The organism is Pseudoduganella danionis, from assembly GCF_009720775.1.
In the GTDB taxonomy this organism is placed as follows: Bacteria; Pseudomonadota; Gammaproteobacteria; order Burkholderiales; family Burkholderiaceae_D; genus Rugamonas; species Rugamonas danionis.
In genome coordinates this window covers 149,100-167,779 of sequence record NZ_WNKW01000002.1, presented here as the reverse complement: position 1 = coordinate 167,779, position 18,680 = coordinate 149,100, and the positions used below count along the sequence as shown (strand labels likewise).

Below are 18,680 nucleotides of genomic sequence, written 5' to 3'. Positions count from 1 at the left end.
CCCGAGTAAGCGCCCATGACCCAGCTCCGCCAGTCCACCCTGTCCTTCGTCGTTTCCACCACTGTTCTAACCACCCTGACCATCAGCTTTAGCGCGCCCGCTGCGGCATGGGCCAAAAGCCCCGTCGCTACCGGCACGGGCGGCGCCGTGGCCACCATCAGCGAGCCGGCGTCGCAAGCGGCGATTACCATTCTCAACAAGGGTGGCAATGCGATCGATGCAGCCGTGGCAGCGGCCGCCACGCTCGGCGTGACCGACCCGTTCAGCTGCGGCATAGGCGGCGGTGGCCTGATGGTGATCTATCTGGCCAAAGATAAGCGCGTGATCACCATCGACCACCGCGAAACGGCACCGGCCAGCTTTACGCCTAGCGTGTTCCAGCAGGATGGCAAGGAACTCGATTACGACACGGCGATTGCGAGCGGCATGGCAGTCGGCGTGCCGGGCACGGTGCGCGGCTGGCATGAAGCGCTGCAGCGCTATGGCAGCATGTCGTTCGCACAGGTGCTGGCACCGGCCATCGGCGTGGCCAGCAAGGGTTTTACCGTGAATGCCAACTTCAGCCACCTGATCGACGAGAACCTCAACAAGTTCAAGCTATTCCCCGCCACGGCCGCGCTGTACATGAAAGACGGCAAGGCGCTGCCGGCCGGCACGTTGCTGCGCAACCCCGATCTGGCCAAGGCCTACCGCGAACTGGCCAGCGGCGGCATCCGCACTTTCTATGAAGGCAAACTGGGCCGCGCCGTGGTGGCCGCCGTCAACCAGCCGCCCGTGGCGCCCGGCGTGCAAGTACGTGCCGGCAAAATGAGCATGGCCGATCTGGCCAATTACGAAGTGCGCATCCGCCAGCCCATCCACAGCACCTACCGTGGCTACGATGTGTACGGCATGGCCCTGCCCAGCAGCGGCGGCATCGCCATCGCCGAGGCGCTGAATATTCTGGAAGGCTATGACCTGAAAGCCCTGCCGCGTGCCCAGGCCGAGCATCTGTATCTGGAAGCGAGCCGGCTGGCCTTCGCCGACCGCAATGCCTATCTGGCCGATCCCGAGTTTATCGATGCGCCCGTGGCCGGCCTGCTGAGCAAGGAATACGCAGCGCGCCGGCGCGAGCTGATCAACCCGCAGCAAGCCAGCCCGCATGCTGACGCGGGTGATCCGTATCCGTTCCAGAACGATGTCAGCGTGCCGCTGCGCCCGCGCAGCAACAAACTGCTGGCCGAAGGTGCCCACACCACCCACCTGACGGTCTCGGACAAGGAAGGCAATATCGTTTCCTACACCTACACCATCGAATCGTGGGGCGGTAGCGGCATCGTGGTGCCCGGCTATGGCTTCCTGCTCAATAACGAAATGACGGATTTCGATTTTTCCGGTCCCGCACCGAACGTGCCGGAAGCCGGCAAACGGCCCCGTTCCAGCATGTCGCCCACCATCGCCTTCCGCAATGGCAAACCGGCCTTCACCATCGGCAGCCCCGGTGGCGCCACCATCATCACCACGGTGCTGCAAACCATGGTCAACTACCTCGATCTGGGCATGAGCATGGCCGATGCGCTGAATGCGCCGCGCCTGTCCGAGCGTAACGGCATGGCCACCGATGTAGAGCCGGGCTTTGCCGGTACGGCGCAAGCGCAGGCGCTGGAAAAACTGGGCCAGCGCTGGGGCCAGCCGGAAGAAATCGGCGCGGCCAACGCGCTGGTGTTCAATCCGGATGGCACGGTGACAGCCGTGAGCGAAGGCAAGCGCCACGGTGTCGGCAGCGCCATGGTGCAAAAGGGCGCGCACTAAGCCGCGTTTAAGATAAAGCTAACACACTGACAACTCCACCACACGGGAGTTGTCATGAAAAACTGGATGCGCGCCAACAAAGGCTTTGTACTGTTTCTGATGCTGTTCGGGATCTTCCGCACCGCCGTAGCCGACTGGAACCCGATTCCGTCCGCCTCCATGCACCCCAATCTGCTCGAAGGCGATGTGGTGTTCGTCAACCGTCTGGCCTACAACGTCAAACTGCCGCTGACCGACATCGTGCTGGGCCACACGGGTGAACCGCAGCGCGGCGACATCGTCACGTTTTCGTCGCCAGCCGATGGCACCCGGTTGATCAAACGCGTGATCGCCCTGCCCGGCGACCGGGTGGAAATGCGTAACGAACAGCTGATCATCAACGGTCAGGCGGCCAACTACGGTGGCGTGGTACAGGCCGCCGAGCACATTCAAGGTCTCGGTGCACTGAAGGCCTTGCAGGTGGCAGAGAAAATCGATGGCAGCCGCCCGCACACCATCCAGATCCTGCCGCAGCTTCGGGCCCAGCGCGATATGGCGGCGCTGGTAGTGCCGCCTGGCCAGTATCTGATGCTGGGCGATAACCGCGACAACAGCGCCGACTCGCGCTACATCGGCATGGTGCCGCGTGCGCTGCTGATCGGCCGCGCCGAGCGGGTGCTGGCTTCGGCTGACATTCAGGGCAACTGGCTGCCGCGCACGGAGCGCTTCGGCATGAGCTTGTACGCCAGCCATTAAGGCTGAAACCCGCCACTCGCCGCCGTCATCCGGCAATGCTATGATCCGTAGCATCTTCTTAACATTGCCGAATACGCCAACAGCGTGCGGCGCGCGAGACAGCATGATTGCATTCGAAGCACTGGCCAAAAACTACGGCGAGTTCCACGCCGTCCATCCCCTCTCGCTGCACGTACGCCGCGGCGAAGTGTTCGGTTTCCTCGGTCCCAACGGGGCCGGCAAGACCACCACCATCCGCATGATGATGGGCATACTGGTGCCCAGCAGCGGACGGGTACTGATAGACCAGCTCGATTGCCATGCCGATGCCACCGAAGTCAAACGGCGGGTCGGCTATCTGCCCGATACGCCGGTGTTTTACGACTATCTGCGCGGGCGCGAAATCCTCCAGTTCGTCGCCGAAATGCACGGTTACGGCCGCGCCGAAGCACGCACACGCAGCGCCCGTCTGCTTGAAGAATTCGGCCTGCAGGAAGCGGCCGAAGACTATGCCGTCAACTACTCGCTGGGCATGAAAAAACGGCTAGGACTGGCCTGCGCCCTGATCCACGATCCGGCCGTGCTGATACTCGACGAACCCATCAACGGCCTTGATCCGCGCGCCTCGCGCGATGTGCAGGAACGCTTGCTGGCCGCCGCAGCGCGGGGCGTGACCATCTTCGTTTCCACCCATTTGCTGGATATGGCGGAAAAGCTGTGCGACCGCGTCGGCATCATCCACCACGGCCAGCTGGTGGCCACCGGCACGCTCGACGAAGTGCGTGCCCAGGCTTCCGCCAGCGGCTCGCTGGAAGAAGTCTTCCTGAAGATCACCGACGCTGACAGCGCCCACGCCGCATGATGCCGCGCCTGTCCGCGCTGCAGACCATCTGGCTAATGACCAGAATGCGCTGCCTGCGCCAGCGCAACCTGTTGCTGCATGCACTGCTGCGCGGCTTGGGCCGCAAGGCCGCGCGCGATGGCAATGGCGGCAAGCGCAGCACCAGCTGGATACTGGGCGGGCTGGTGGCCGTGACCATGGCCATTTCGCTGCTGAGCATCTCCAGCAACATCGTGCTCAATCTACAGTGCCATGTGGTCAGCAGCAGCGCCTGCCATCACAGCTCGCCCGACATCGGCGGCGCGGCGCGCAACCGCATCGCTGCGGCCGAACTGGAACAAGCTGCCAGCTTCGCCGCGCCGCTGCAGCACGCACTCGCACTGGAGCTGGGCGCACTATTTCTGGTCAGCGTGCTGCTGTCACTGGGCAGCAAGGAGCTGGCCCAGCCGGACTGGGATCTGGAATGGCTGGTCACCCTGCCCGTCAGCCGCTCCAGCCTGCTGTGGGGCCGCGTGGTCGAACGCAGCGCTGCCAACCTGATCGGCATCTTCCTGTTCGGCGCCGCCTACGGCATGATCGCCTGGTATGGCGGCAAAGGCTGGGCCAGCGTGCCACTGGCCCTGCTGGCTGCAATCGCCCTGCTGCCGCTATCGGCCATCGTGCAGACGCTGGCCGACACGGGCTTGCGCATGGCCTTGCCCGCTTCGCAGCTGCGCAATCTGCAGGCACTAATCTCCCTGCTGGGCTTGCCGCTGATGTATTTGGTCATCGCCACCAGCATGCCGGAAGCGAGCAGCTTCATCATGGACTGGGCGCGTGCCAGTCCGGCGTGGCTGATGTGGACGCCGCCCGGCCTGCTGCTGCAAGCCATGCAGGCGCCCGGCGGCGCCGCCCTGATCACCAGCCTCTGCCTGTTCGCCTTGCAAAGCATAGTCCTGCTGTGGGGCGGTGTGATCCTGCTGTCCTACCAGCTGCGCCACGGCGTGGTGCGCTCCGGTGCGCGCGACAGTGCGCGCCGCATTGCCGTGGGCGCAGCGCAAACACCCATCCACTCCATGGCACAGGCAGAGCCGCACAGCGGTAGCCAGCCTGCTGGCTGGCTCGAGCGGCGGCTCTCGCCGATACAGCGGCGCGAACTGCGTCTGCTCAGCCGTGACCGCAACTTCCTCGTGCAGACCCTGGTGCTGCCGCTGGTGATCGTGTTCAGCCAGCTGATCTTCAACGGCAAGCTCGATAGTCTGGCCGAACTGGGCCAGCACCATGCCGCCACGGCCGCTATCGCCTTCAGTATAGGCGCTTATGTGCTGATGCTGTCAGCCTTCCAGACCCTCAACAATGAAGGGCAGGTATTGTGGCTGCTGTACACCATGCCGCAATCGCTCAACGATATCCTCAAGCAGAAGGCCCGCCTGTGGGCCTTGCTGGGCCCGCTGTATCCGCTGGCCGTGTTTGCCATCGGTGCCTACTACAGCACGGCATACGCATGGTCCATGCTGATACCGCTGCTGACGGCGCTGGTGGGCATCCCCATCTACTCCATACTGGCCGTGGCGCTGGGCGTGTTTGCCTGTAATCCCCATGCGGTGGATACCCGCCACAAGGTCAAGCCTACCTTTGTCTATCTCTACATGCTGCTGGCCAGCTTCTACATCTGGTCCATTACGGCCAGCTTCTGGTGGCAGAAGCTGATCGTCACGGTGCTGATTACCTCGATGGCGCTGGCGCTGTGGCAGAAGGCGCGCGACGCCATGCCCTATCTGCTCGATCCGGCTGCCGCCCCGCCGGCACGGGTGGCGCTGGCCGATGGCCTGATAGGCGCTACCGCCTTCTTCATCCTGCAAGGCGTGGCCGTGCTCATCATCGCCGACGACCCGAGCACAGTCGATATGCGTGCCACCACACTGGGTTTCATCAGCGCCGGCATCCTCGTCTATGTGCTGATGCGGCTGTACTACTGGCGCGCCCGGACGGCCGGCGTACCAGCCATATTGCGCGGTACTCAACTAGTCACGACGCTCAAAGCCGTGCTACCGGCTGCCGCGCTGGCCATCGCTGCCGGCCTGCTGGCCCAGAGCGTAATCCGCCATAGCGAATACGCGCCCATGCTGCATCTGAATGTCGATGGCAGCCCTACGCTGCAATACTGGCTGCTAGGGCTGACGGTACTGGCCGCACCACTGTGCGAGGAATTCATTTTCCGTGGCCTGATCTTCGGCGGTCTGCGCCGCACGCTGACGCCATTGTTATCGGCACTGGTCAGCGCGGCCATCTTCGCCGTGGTGCACCCGCCCCTGTCCATGCTGCCTGTCTTCATGCTGGGCCTGTGCACGGCATGGGCCTACCAGCGCAGCCAGACTTTGCTGGCCCCCATGCTGGTGCATGCGCTGTATAACGCCGCTGTCGTAACCGCCCTGCTACTGGGCTAAGCCCCACCCAAAAAAAACGCCGCTGTGCTCAGGCGCAGCGGCGTTCCAGTAAAACCAGTGCAAGGGGAGTCAAGTCACGGGAGCTGGATTAAACAGTACCAGGGAATTATGCAGCTTCCACTTCTCGGCCCAGGTCTGGCGACCGCTGGCCACTTCCAGCAGCAGGTGGAACAGTTCCCAGCCCACGTCGGCAATGCTGGCTTCACCGCTGGCGATACGGCCAGCGTTGATATCCATCAGATCATGCCAGCGTGCGGCCAGTTCGTTACGCGTGGCTACTTTAATCACCGGCACTTCAGCCAGGCCGTAAGGCGTACCGCGTCCCGTGGTAAACACATGCAGATTCATGCCGGCCGCCAGTTGCAGCGTGCCGCAGATGAAATCGCTGGCCGGCGTCGCCGCGTAGATCAGACCTTTCTGGCTCAGCTTTTCGCCCGGCGCCAGCACGCCCGCAATCGGGCTGCTGCCCGACTTGACGATGGAACCCATGGCTTTTTCCACGATGTTCGACAGGCCGCCCTTCTTGTTGCCGGGCGTGGTGTTGGCGCTGCGATCGACGCCGCCGCGCTTCAGATAATTGTCGTACCACTCCATTTCGCGGATCATGGCCTGCGCCACTTCCGGCGTGGCTGCGCGCGCCGTCAGTTGATCGATACCGTCACGCACCTCCGTCACTTCCGAGAACATCACCGTAGCACCGGCGCGCACCAGCAGATCCGTCGCAAAACCTACTGCGGGATTGGCCGTCACACCGGAGAAGGCATCGCTGCCGCCGCACTGCACACCCACCACCAGTTCGGAGGCTGGCACGGTCTCGCGCCGGCGTGCATTCAGCACGGCCAGATTGGTTTCGGCCTGCCGCATGATGGATGCTATCATCGACATGAAGCCCACATGCTGGGCATCCTGCAGGCACACGAGCGCCGGATCGGCACCGCCGCCATTCTGGATAGGGATGGCGCCTTTAGGGAACAAACGCGCAGGCTGCAACTTCTCGCACCCGAGGCTGACCACCATGGCCTGACCACCAAAGTTGGGATTAAGCGTAATGTTGCGCAGCGTCTGGATAGGCACCATGGCGCCCGGCGCATCGATCGCCACGCCGCAGCCATAGGTGTGCTCGAGTCCCACCACATCGTCCACGTGAGGATACTTGGGCAGCAATTCGTTTTTGATGCGCTGCACGGCAAAGTCCACCACGCCGGAGACGCATTGCACGGTGGTGGTAATCGCCAGAATATTGCGCGTGCCCACGCTGCCATCAGGATTGCGATAGCCCTCGAAGGTATAGCCTTCCAGCGGCGCCGCCGCGGCAGCCAGATTGGTCGATATGGGCAGGTTGACCAGTTCGCGCGCATCCGGCATTTCCACCTGCGCTTCTGCCACCCAGCTACCGGCCGGCAGATCGCAGGCAGCATAGCCGATGATGACGTTGTAGCGCCGCACAGCTTCGCCCTTGGCCAGCGCGCGCAGCGCCACCTTGTGCCCTTGCGGCACGGCCTCGCGCAGCGTCAGGCCGCTCTCGAATACGGCGCCGGCCGGCAGGCCGCCATCGTTGACGACGATCGCAACGTTATCGTTTTCATGCATGAGGATGTAGCGCGGTGTAGCGGCGCTGGCGGGTGTGCTCATCTGGCGTCCTTTGCTGTGTTCGGCGTCTCGAATATCGTTGTTTTTTTCTGTTGCAGGTGTGGTAAAAAGTGGTCAGGCCACTTTGCGGGGAGCGCCCCGGCGCTACTTTGTGGTCTACGCACCACAGTGTAAAATCGCTTATTTTTCAAGGCTTTACCCTTGTAAATCACGATAATTCAGCGCTACAACACGATTCGAGTATGACAGCTAAAAATTATTTTGGCTAGTCCACATTGCTTCTTTGGTCTGACCACCTTAGAATTGTCCTAACCACAAAGCACTTAGATGCTTACCAAGAGAATAACGAGACCATGCAGAAAAAACCGTCTTCCGTTGCCGATAGCTCCGCCCACGAACCGCGCCTGTATCGTGTGGTGGCCAATCGCATACAGGACCTGATCCGCGATGAACATATCGCCGGTGGCGAACGCCTGCCGTCGGAGCGTGACCTGTCCACCAAGCTCAATGTCAGCCGCGCCTCGCTGCGCGAAGCGCTGATTGCACTGGAACTCAGTGGCGTGATCGAGGTGCGTGGCGGCTCCGGCGTGTATGTGTGCGAAGAGGCGCAGCCGAGTGCAGCCGAACTGGCCGAAGCCGGACCGGGTCCGTTCGAAGTGCTGTCGGCACGCCGCCTGATCGAATCGGAAATCGCTGCTATTGCAGCACGCGTGGCGACCGATGGTGCCATCGACGCCATCCTGCAGGCGGTCGAGGAAATGGAAAAGAACCACGACAACTACGCCAGCAACGAACAGGCCGACCGCAACTTCCACCTGTCGATTGCGCGCGCCACCGGCAATAGCGCGCTGGTTGGCTCGCTCAACTACCTGTGGGATCAGCGTGGCCGTCTGTGGCACAAACTGAAAGAACACTTCCAGACCGAAGAACTGCGTCAGGAAACCCTGAAGGATCACCGCCGTATTCTGGAGGCGATTGCCGCCCACGATCCGGCTGCAGCACGTAAGGCCATGCGCTCCCACCTCGAGCGCGTGACCCGTACCTTCTCGCGCGGTTAAAAGCCGACGCGTTGCAGTGGCAGATAAGCAGCACATAAGCAGCAAATAAGCAGCAGGAAGTACCGCAGGACCAGCCTAGCTGCTGGTCCGCGCATAAAAAAGTAATCAAGTTATCGACCGGCTTGCGACCTCGGCGCGCGTTTAACGCAGCGACCCTCGTCTCAACGGCACGGAGTACGCGAGGTGCTCCACACACGCTTGCGCTTTTCAGCGCGCGTATAACTTTATTCAAAAACCAAGGAGACTCGTATGAAACAGCCCGCACAGCAACGCTCTGCACAACCTCGCTTGCTGCTGTCGGCCATCACGGTGGCCGTACTGACCCTGGCCAATCAGGCCGCTGCACAACAGAATGGCGAAGGCGCCATCACCCGCGTGGAAGTGACCGGTTCCAGCATCAAGCGTCTGGCCACGGAAGCATCGCTGCCAGTCAGCACTGTCAAAGCCGAAGACTTCATCAAGCAGGGCATGACTACGCTGGCCGACGTGATGATGACGCTGCCGCAATCGGCCTCGCTGGCACCATCGAACGCCGGTTCGGGCACAAACATCAATCTGCGCGGCCTCGGTGTGAACCGCACGCTGGTGCTGCTGAATGGCCGCCGTATGGCCAACGAGGCGATTGCCGACGGCTACGCCAATCTGGACGTAATCCCGATGAGCGCGATCGCCCGCGTGGAAATTCTGCGTGACGGTGCTTCCTCGATCTACGGCTCGGACGCCATCGGGGGCGTGGTCAACTTCATCACCAAGACCTCGTTCGAAGGCCTGTCGCTGACGGGTCAGGCGGTACAGCCGGAGCGCAATGGCGGCGGCGACGAACAACGCGCCAGCATCACCTGGGGCAAGGGCAATCTGGAACGCGACGGCTGGAGCTTCTACGGCACTATCGATGCGCACCAGCGCACCCGTCTGGCCTCCTCCGATCGCGCCGACCTGAGCTCGGCCGAGCTGCTGACCAGCATAGGCCGCGCGCCAACGCTGGGCACGGGCGGCAATGCTACGCCGGCCAACTTCACCACCGCCACCAACAAGACGGCGCAGAACCCATACGGCAGCACCGGCTGTCTGGCGCCCTACTCGATCAGCGGCCAGAAAGGCACTTGTATCCTCAACGCCAACGAGTACGGCACGGCGCTGTATGCCAACCAGCAGGTGACCTTCTATGCGCGCGCCGCCAAGAAACTCAGCGAAGATCACGTGATCACCATGGACTATTCGCGCGGCGAAGAGTTCATCCTCGGCACCAAGAACCCGACCAATGCACTGGCCGTCAACGGTGTCGCAGCAACGCTGCCATCGACCAGTAAATGGTATCCGGGCAAAGCGGGCGGCGTACCTGCCGTCGCTGGCCTGAACAACGCACCGCTGACGGTGACGTGGGCTGTGGCCGATCTGGGTCTGGCCACCACCAAAGACGTCCAGCTCAACCAGCGCTTCGCCATTAGCGACGAAGGCAAAATCGGTGCATGGGACTACAAGGCCGGTCTGGTCATCGGTATCTCGAACCGCGATAACTACTACCACTCGGGTTACGTTAAAGGTCAGGGCCTGCTCGATGGTCTGAAAGGCGGCCAGCTCAATCCATTCGGCCTGCAGGATGCCGACGGCAAAGCCTATCTGGAAACCATCAAGGTGGACGGCCAGAAGAACCGTACTTCCAAATCGACCTTCACCGGCATCGACGTAACGGCTAGCCGTTCGCTGATGGATCTGGAAGGCGGCGCGCTGGCACTGGCACTCGGTGCCGACCTGCACCGCGACACCACGGAAGATACCAAGCTGCCGCTGTCGGGCGAAGTCACCTACGCCAACAGCTCGCCATCGCACGGCGAAGGCCAGCGCAATGTGGCCGCACTGTTCGCCGAGCTGAATATGCCGCTGACCAAAACGCTGGAGCTGAATGCCGCTGTACGTGACGACCATTTCAGCGATTTCGGTAACACCATCAATCCGAAAATCAGCTTCCGCTACGAGCCTTCGAAACAGCTGATGTTCCGCGGTTCGGCCAACACCGGCTTCCGCGCACCGACCCTGTTCGACCGCTACGGCTACCGCCTGCCCGGCGCCACCGGCCTGACCGCTGCCAAATGGGATGATCCGGTACTCTGCCCGGGCGGCACGCCGGGTGTAGCGGGCACCGGCAAAGCTCTGCCGGGCTATGTGGCTTCCACCGTCTGCAACACTACGCTGCCTAAGCAGACCGGCTCCAACTCGGAACTGGTGCCGGAAAAATCCCGCGGCTTCACGCTGGGTACCGTGTTCGAGCCGACTTCGAGCTCGTCGATCTCGCTCGACTACTGGAACATCAAGATGACCGACATGCTGGCCAATCTGCCAGAGCAGGTCTACTTCCTCGATCCAGTGAAATACGCGGCCTACTTCGTGCGTAATGCCGACGGCACCATCAACTACATCAAGAACACCACCATGAATCTGGGTGGCCAGAAAGCTGCCGGTATCGACGTATCGGCCGCCTACATGTTCCCGAAAACTTCGTTCGGCACCTTCAAGGTTTCGCTCGACGGCACCTACCTGACCCAGTTCGACAACCAACTGGATAAAGGCAGCCCTTATGTTTCCAACGTCGGTCAGTTCGGTCTGGCCAGCAATGGCACCACCTCCAGCTTCCCTATCATTACCTACCGCTGGAAGCACACGCTGAAACTGAACTGGGCTGCCGGCAACTGGAACAGCCAACTGACCCAGAACTACAACTCCAAATACACCGACCAGAATCTGGTGGCGCAGCAGTACTGGCGCAACATCAATTCCTACAAGGTGTGGAACATGACGACCACCTACAGCGGCTTCAAGAACATCTCGGTTACCGCCGGTATCACCAATCTGTTCAACGTGAATCCGCCAGTCACCAACAGCAGCCTGTATAGCTTCGGTTACCTGAGCAGCGCCGCCAGCCCTATCGGCCGCGCCTACAACGTACGTGCTACCTACTCGTTCTAACGGAGTCTAGATGTCTAAACTGGAACAGCAAGTATCAGCAACGGTGGCAGGCCCGGGCCGTCGCCGCTTCCTGCGGACCCTGTCGGCCGTGGGTGCAAGCAGCACCCTCGGCGGCTTCGGGCCAGCAGCGATGGCGGCGGCCCGGGCCGACGATCCGTGGCAGGCCGCCGCAGCGATCGTCAAGCGGGTACGCCATCCCGTCAAGTTCCGTGACGAAGATTTCCTCGTCACGGCTTACGGCGCCAAGACCTGTGAAGTACGTGCCGTCACGGCATGGACTTCCTTCACCGAATCCGACACGCTGCAAACACCGGTGGCCGGTTCGCACGACTGCTACCCTGCTATCGCTGCGGCGATCGCCGCCTGCCACAAGGCCGGTGGTGGCCGTGTGGTGATCCCGGGCGGGAACTGGTACTGCGCCGGCCCTATCGTGCTGCTGTCGAACGTGCACGTGCATCTGAAAGCGGGGGCCCACGTCTACTTCAGCAACAACCCGCTCGACTATGCCCGCTATGGCGCCTACGACTGCGGCAAGCACGGCAAGCTCTCCATCACACGCTGGGAAGGCAACGACCTGCTCAACTACTCGTCCATGGTGTATGCCCACGGCCAGAACAACATCGCTCTCACGGGCGAGGACTGGACCAGCATCCTCGATGGTCAGGCTGGTGTGACGTTTGATGGCGACACGGATTGCTGGTGGTCGTGGAAGGGCCGCGAAAAGCCTAACTGGGCCGGCGACATTGCTGCCGGTACGGGCAACTACGTCAAGCACACCAAGGGCAAAACGGAAGTGCACGTCAACCCTATCAATCCCGTGTCGCTGCGCGAAGTAGCGCCGCACCTGAGCGAGGAAGAAGCCCTGTTCATCCAGGGGCCGAACGACAAGTGGCGCACCGATTCCTACTTCCTGCGTTCGCTGGCGGAAGCCCGCGTACCAGTGGAGAAGCGCATCTTCGGCATCGGCCACTATCTGCGGCCGCACATGGTGCAGTTCATTAGCTGCACCAATGTGCTGTTCGAAGGCTATCAGACCACCAACACGCCGTTCTGGCAGCACAATCCCGTCAACTGCCACAACATGCACGTGAAGAAGGTGTATGCCAACAGCATGGGGCCGAACAGCGACGGCTTCGATCCGGAATCGTGCACCAATGTGCTGATCGAAGACTGCCACTTCAATACAGGCGACGACTGCATCGCGATCGACTCGGGCAAAGGACCGGACATCCAGTTCGGACCAGCCAAGGACATCGTGATCCAGAATTGCCGCATGCAGAGTGGCCACGGCGCACTGACGCTGGGCAGCATCATGTCGGGCGGAATAGAGAACATCTATGCGCAGGATCTGGTGTTCGAAAACGCGCACTGGAAGACCGATCCGCTGAACATCGCGATACGGCTCAAGACCAATATGAGCCGCGGTGGCTACCTGCGCAATATGCATGTGCGTAATGTGCATATCCCTAACGGCATCCGCACCACGCCCGCGTTCTATTCGACCTTGCCCGGTTCGCTGATCCCGACCAAGACGGTGGCCACATCGGCCGGTGGCATCATCACCATCGATTGCGGCTACGATCCGATCAACGATAACGTGCGTATCCGTCCGCCTAGCGTGAGCCATGTACGCATTTCCAACGTGACCTGCGCAAATGCACCGACCAAGGCCGGCAACTACTCGTGCTATCAGGCCGTGGTGGTACTGGGGCCGGTGGCGTCGGACTACAACGGTCCGGGCAAGCCTACCATTCTGCCCGTGTCCGATATCGAGATCAGCGACTGTGATCTGGGCACGCCGGTCAAGGCCGATCAGCCGCTGTATCTGTACAACGTGAAAGATCTGAAGCTGAAAAACGTCAAGATCGCCGGCAAGGTGATCAATCAAACTCTCTCCGCCTGAGTTGAAGCGCCGGTCTAGTCTATGGCCGGCGCTTTTTTTATACGCTGAACCATCCATGAACATGTTCCGATTCTGCCGCACCGCAGCGCTGGCAAGCCCCCTGATGCTCGGCATCGCCAGCAGCCATGCTGCCGACGTTCCCGCCAAACCGATCCGCATACTGCTGGTGGGCGACTCCACCATGGCGAACAGCAGCGGCTACGGCGACGCCTTCTGCGCGCGCGTCAACCGCGCCCACACCTGTCTGAATCTGGCCAAAGGTGGCCGCAGCTCGGGCAGCTTCCGTGTCGAGGGGCGCTGGGATGAGGTGGAAGGCCTGTTGCGCGGCAGCGCCGCCTACCGCAGCACCTATGTGCTGATCCAGTTCGGTCACAACGACCAGCCGGGGAAACCGGGCCGCTCGACCGACCTGAAAACCGAATTCCCCGTCAATATGGCGCGCTACGTACGCGAAGTACGCGCACTGGGCGGCATCCCTGTGCTGGTCACGCCACTGACGCGCCGCACCTTCAAGGACAAGGTGCTCGAGAATAATCTGCAGCCCTGGGCGGAGGTAGTCCGCGCGACGGCCACCGAACAGCAGGTTGCGCTGCTCGATCTGAATGCCGAGAGCTATGCCGCCGTACAGGCCATGGGACAGGACCAGGCGGATACGCTGGCGGTGGTACCACGGCCGGACAACTTCAACGACGCCGCTAACGGCAGCACCAAGGTGGAAGTGGCCGGCGCGGCGAAGTCCGCTTTTGACCGCACCCACGTGGGCAGCAAGGGCGCAGCCTATTTCTCGCGCATGGTGATGGATGAAATCAAGCGCGCGTTGCCGGAGACGGCTGGCTACTTCAAACCAGAGAGCGAGCAATGAAGCGCGGCTTGCCTGATCTGGCCCTGACGGCCAGCCTGCTCTGCGCCGTCACGCTACCGGCACAGGCGCAAGATAGCCGCAACGTACAGGAACCGCTTGTGCCGCCCACCTGCAGCACGCTGATGGCGACGGCAGCCGCCTCCACGCCGGCTTCCACGTCAGCCGCTATTTCCGCAAGCGACGATACTGCACGCATCCAGCAAGCCATCGACCATTGTGAGACCGGTCAGGCAGTACGCCTGAGTGCCGCTGCCGGCCAGAACGAGTTCGTCGCCGGCCCGCTCACTCTGCGCAGCGGCGTCAGTCTGCTGATCGATCACGGCGTCACGCTTTACGCCAGCCGCAACCCTAAGCTGTATGACCGTGGCGCAGGCACTTGCGGCAAGATCACTGATGCCAGCAAAGGCTGCAAGCCTTTCATCAGCGCCCAGAATACCGAAGGCAGCGGCATCTATGGCGAAGGGATCATCGACGGCCAAGGTGGCCGTGTGGTGGAAGGCCTGAGCGAATCGTGGTGGCAACTGGCACGCCGCGCCCAGAAAGAGGACGGGCACCAAAACGTGCCGCGCCTGATCGAAGTGACCGGCTCGCGCAATTTCACGCTGCACCACATCGCCTTGCGCAATTCGCCCAACTTCCATGTCACGCTCAATGGTGTGGACGGCTTTACCGCCTGGGGTGTGCGCATCGATACGCCGGCGACGGCGCGTAACACGGATGGCATCGATCCTATCTCGTCGCGCAATATCACCATTGCGCACAGCTATATCCGCACGGGCGACGACAACATCGCCATCAAGGCCAACAGCAGCGGCCCGTCGGAAAATATCTCGGTGCTGCACAACCATTTCTACAGTGGCCACGGCATGTCCATCGGTAGCGAAACCAATGGCGGTGTACGCCGTGTGCTGGTAGAAGACCTGACGCTCGACGGCACCACTTCCGGTCTGCGCATCAAGAGCGATATTTCGCGCGGCGGCGTCGTCGAACAGGTGCGCTACCGAGACGTCTGCCAGCGCAACGTCAAGACACCGATCGATATCAGCACGCGCTACAATCCGCGCGCTAGCGGCAAACTGATACCGCTGTACCGCAACATTGCACTGGAATCCGTGCATAGTGTGACGCCCGGCCGCGTAGTCATCGCCGGCTATGATGCAGCCCATCCGCTGCAAGTAAAGCTCGATCAGGTATCAGTGGCGCAGGGCAGCGCCAGTGCCATCGAATTTGCCAACGTCAACGGCACTGTGGATAGCGCAGACAAATCCGGCCGCAGCAATTGCGAACAGCGCCTGCTGCCCTACCCCGAATTGGTGGCGCGCGCCAGCCGGCCCCAGTTAAGTCTGGAGCAGGCCAAGCTATACAGTTATAGCGAAGTACTGAAGTTCGTCGGCATGGCAGGCAAGGAGCGCGTCGATCCTTGGGATCCGCTGAATGACCCGCTGGCACGCGGCGTCAGCTTCACGCCGGACTACATAGTCGACCAGAACGCAGCGGCCGATGGCGTCAAGATGTTCCGCACCGTGCAGCAGGCCGTCAACCGCGCCATTAGCGGCAGCAAGCGCGATCCGGCGCGCCGGCTATACCTGCTGATCAGACCGGGCATCTACCATGAACTGGTCTACGTGCCAGCAGTCACCGCACCATTGACCATGTACGGTGAAGGCAGGGACGCCAGCGCTACCCGTATCACCGCCAAGCTGGACGCCTCGAATTCCGGCGCCGAGTACATTGCCCGCCATGGTGCGCAATTCAACGATGCAGCGCCGGAAGTACAGGCCATGTACGCCACCGTCAAAGACCGCCCACAGATAGGCACGATGGCGACAGCAACGGTGTGGGTACAGAATAACGGTTTTCAGGCGCGTAATCTGACCTTCGAAAACGGCTACAACAAGGATATCGGCAACGCCCGCGCCGAGGAACTCCCGAATATCAACAACGTGCACCATCAGGCGCTGGCCCTGCAGGTGGATGGGGCTGACAAGGCGCAGTTCGAAAGTATCCGCCTGCTCGGTTTTCAGGACACGCTGTACCTGAAATCACCGCAGATCGGCAGCACCAGCCGCAGCTTCTTCAACAAGTCCTACATCGAAGGCGATGTGGACTTCATCTTCGGCGACAGCACAGCCTATTTCTACCAGAGCGAAATCCGCACGCTAGGCGACCGTGGCACCTCTTACGTTGCTGCGCCCGATACCCACCTTAACACCCGCTACGGCTTCGTGTTCGACCAGTGCCATTTCACGCACGACAATTCGGTCAACGCCCGCGCCGGAAAATTCTCCCTGTTGCGCCAGTGGTTCCACAGCGCCCGCTGCAGCCCGTACGCGCCCGTGGCGGTGGATGGCTATACCTGCAGCTACGGCACCAGCAATGGCTATCAGGCGCCGAAAGGCACGGTGGCGCGCACCTCGCTGGAAGCAGTCGGCAAGATGGTGGTGCTCAATTCGCGCATCGGCACGCATATCAACCGGCTCACGCCGTGGTCGGACTGGAACAAGAAGGGGGCTCTATCCTACCGGCCAGCCCAGTACAACTCGGACGATCACTGGAACTATCTGCAGCAGGCAGGCATCGATCCAGTGCGGGACCTTGGCTACACGGCACGCCCCGCACCGGCCTTGATCTTCCTCGGTGAATTCAATAATTCGGATGAATAGGACACTCAACATGAGCATCAATACCCACCGCCGCAATCTGCTGAAAGCCTTACCTGCCGCAGGCATGAGCGCTGCGCTGCCGGCCAGCGCCAGCACGGCGCCCGATCCATGGCTGCAGGCGCAAGCCATCATCGACCATGTATCGAAACCGCTGCAGTTCCGCAAGCAGGACTTCCTCGTCACGGCCTACGGCGCCAAGCCATGCACTATGGAGAAGGTGCGCGCCTGGATTTCGTTCGAGGAGCAGGACACCATCGACACCCCGGCCAAGGATGCACCGGACTGCTACCCTGCCTTCCGCGACGCGATACAGGCCTGCCATGACGCTGGTGGTGGCCGCGTGGTAATCCCCAAAGGACGCTGGTACTGCGCCGGCCCTATCGTGCTGCGCTCGAATGTGCACGTGCATCTGGCGTCCGGTGCGCAGATCTACTTCAGCAACCAGCCGCAGGACTATGCGCGCTATGGCGATATCGATTGCGGCAAGCACGGCAAGCTGTCCATTTCGCGCTGGCAGAGCAACGATTGCCTGAACTACTCGTCCATGATCTACGCTCACGGCCAGCACAATATCGCACTGACGGGCGAAGACTGGAGCAGCACCTTCAACGGTCAGGGCGGTGTACCTTTCAACGAACAGGGTGACTGCTGGTGGACCTGGAAGGGCAAGCTGAAAACCCTGAATGCGGTAGCACAGGGCTCCACGCCGAATTTCAGCAAAGGCAAAATGTCCGAGAATACCGAGAATCCGCTTAACGCCATGTCGCTGACCGAAGTGGCGCCGCAACTGACGGAAGCCGAGCGCCTGCTGATACAGGGCGAAGGCCAGCGCTGGCGCGCCGATGCGCAGTATCTGCCTGCACTGTCCGAAGCGGGCGTGCCGATATCACGGCGCGTATTCGGTATCGGCCATTATTTGCGTCCGCCGATGATACAGCTAATAGGCTGCACCAACGTGCTGCTGCAAGGCTACCACGTGACCCACACGCCGTTCTGGCAGCATCACCCTGTCCATTGCCGTAACATCGTGATCCGCAATGTGCACTGCGAGAGTCTGGGTCCGAATAGCGACGGCTTCGATCCGGAAGCCTGTGACCACGTGCTGATCGAAGGCTGCACCTTCGACACGGGCGACGACTGCATTGCCATCAAGGCCGGCAAGGATCTCGACACCCAGTATGGCCCGTCGCAAAACATCGTGATCCAGAACTGCATCATGCAAAGCGGTCATGGTGCCGTCACGCTGGGCAGCGAAATGGCGGGTGGCATCCAGAACGTGTATGCGCAGAAGCTGACCTTCCAGAACATCAACTGGGCCACCAATCCGCTCAACACGGCGATCCGCCTTAAGACCAATCTGAACCGCGGCGGCTATCTGCGCAACTTCTTCGTGCGCGATGTGACAATTCCTAACGGCGTGCAGACCAGCCCTTCGTTCTACGCTTCCCTGCCCGGCTCACCGATCCAGTCCAAGACGGTGGCCACGGCAGCAGGCGCCATCGTCACTTTCGACTGCGACTACACCCCCATCAGCGACAACGTGCGTACGCGCCCGCCCATCGTCGATAACGTCCACATCTCCAACGTCAAGGCCGGCAACGTGCGTACGCGTGACGGCAAGTCAGCCTCCTGCTATCAGGCCATCGTAGTACTGGGTCCCGTCGCCTCCGACTACAACGGCCCGCTGCCGGTACCGCCCGTGCCACCCGTGACCAACGTCAGCATCAGCGACTGCGATTTCGGCACGCCGGTAAATACTGCGCAGCCGTGGTTCCTGTTCAACGTCAAGGATCTCAAGCTGAACAACGTTACCATAGCCGGCAAGGTCCACAGCACCACACTCTCCGCCTGATGAAGCCTCACATACT

The 18,680-nt window shown here is 61.5% G+C and carries 11 protein-coding genes; 10 read left to right on the top strand and 1 reads right to left on the bottom strand.

All coding sequences use genetic code 11. The annotated features are described in order from the left end of the window. Positions 1–15 precede the first annotated feature (15 nt). From ggt to GM655_RS08955, 4 genes are all read left to right on the top strand, one after another. Positions 16–1,791 (top strand): gamma-glutamyltransferase, encoded by a 1,776-nt coding sequence (gene ggt / locus GM655_RS08970; protein ID WP_155434340.1) that lies wholly within the window; start codon positions 16–18, stop codon positions 1,789–1,791. Positions 1,792–1,845: 54 nt separating this feature from the next. Beyond that, positions 1,846–2,526, top strand: a complete 681-nt coding sequence (lepB, locus tag GM655_RS08965; RefSeq protein ID WP_155434339.1) for a signal peptidase I — start codon at positions 1,846–1,848, stop codon at positions 2,524–2,526. A gap of 103 nt (positions 2,527–2,629) precedes the next feature. Beyond that, positions 2,630–3,367: an ABC transporter ATP-binding protein gene (locus GM655_RS08960; protein WP_155434338.1), complete on the top strand. Its 738-nt coding sequence runs from the start codon at positions 2,630–2,632 to the stop codon at positions 3,365–3,367. Positions 3,368–3,402: 35 nt separating this feature from the next. Continuing rightward, positions 3,403–5,772 carry a CPBP family intramembrane glutamic endopeptidase gene (locus GM655_RS08955; RefSeq protein WP_229632481.1) on the top strand — a complete coding sequence of 790 codons (2,370 nt, stop codon included), beginning with the start codon at positions 3,403–3,405 and terminating at the stop codon, positions 5,770–5,772. Positions 5,773–5,841: 69 nt separating this feature from the next. On the opposite strand, the gene garD is transcribed toward GM655_RS08955, so the two are convergent. Continuing rightward, entirely contained in the window at positions 5,842–7,404 is a 1,563-nt protein-coding gene (gene garD, locus GM655_RS08950) for a galactarate dehydratase (RefSeq protein WP_155434336.1), read from the bottom strand. A gap of 311 nt (positions 7,405–7,715) precedes the next feature. Between garD and GM655_RS08945 the strand changes: the two genes are divergently transcribed. The 6 genes from GM655_RS08945 to GM655_RS08920 all read left to right on the top strand — a co-directional run bounded on the left by GM655_RS08945 (position 7,716) and on the right by GM655_RS08920 (position 18,664). Continuing rightward, positions 7,716–8,420 carry a FadR/GntR family transcriptional regulator gene (locus tag GM655_RS08945; RefSeq protein ID WP_155434335.1) on the top strand — a complete coding sequence of 235 codons (705 nt, stop codon included), beginning with the start codon at positions 7,716–7,718 and terminating at the stop codon, positions 8,418–8,420. Positions 8,421–8,669: 249 nt separating this feature from the next. Next, entirely contained in the window at positions 8,670–11,384 is a 2,715-nt protein-coding gene (locus GM655_RS08940; RefSeq protein ID WP_155434334.1) for a TonB-dependent receptor plug domain-containing protein, read from the top strand. A 10-nt stretch (positions 11,385–11,394) separates the two neighbouring features. Next, entirely contained in the window at positions 11,395–13,287 is a 1,893-nt protein-coding gene (locus GM655_RS08935) for a glycoside hydrolase family 28 protein (RefSeq protein WP_155434333.1), read from the top strand. Positions 13,288–13,342: 55 nt separating this feature from the next. After that, a complete protein-coding gene (locus GM655_RS08930) occupies positions 13,343–14,149 on the top strand; it encodes a rhamnogalacturonan acetylesterase (RefSeq protein ID WP_155434332.1) in 807 nt (268 codons plus the stop codon). Continuing rightward, positions 14,146–16,812, top strand: a complete 2,667-nt coding sequence (locus GM655_RS08925) for a pectinesterase family protein (protein ID WP_155434331.1) — start codon at positions 14,146–14,148, stop codon at positions 16,810–16,812. The genes GM655_RS08930 and GM655_RS08925 overlap by 4 nt, the downstream gene beginning before the upstream one ends. Positions 16,813–16,822: 10 nt before the next feature. Continuing rightward, positions 16,823–18,664 carry a glycoside hydrolase family 28 protein gene (locus GM655_RS08920; RefSeq protein WP_155434330.1) on the top strand — a complete coding sequence of 614 codons (1,842 nt, stop codon included), beginning with the start codon at positions 16,823–16,825 and terminating at the stop codon, positions 18,662–18,664. Positions 18,665–18,680: the final 16 nt, after the last annotated feature.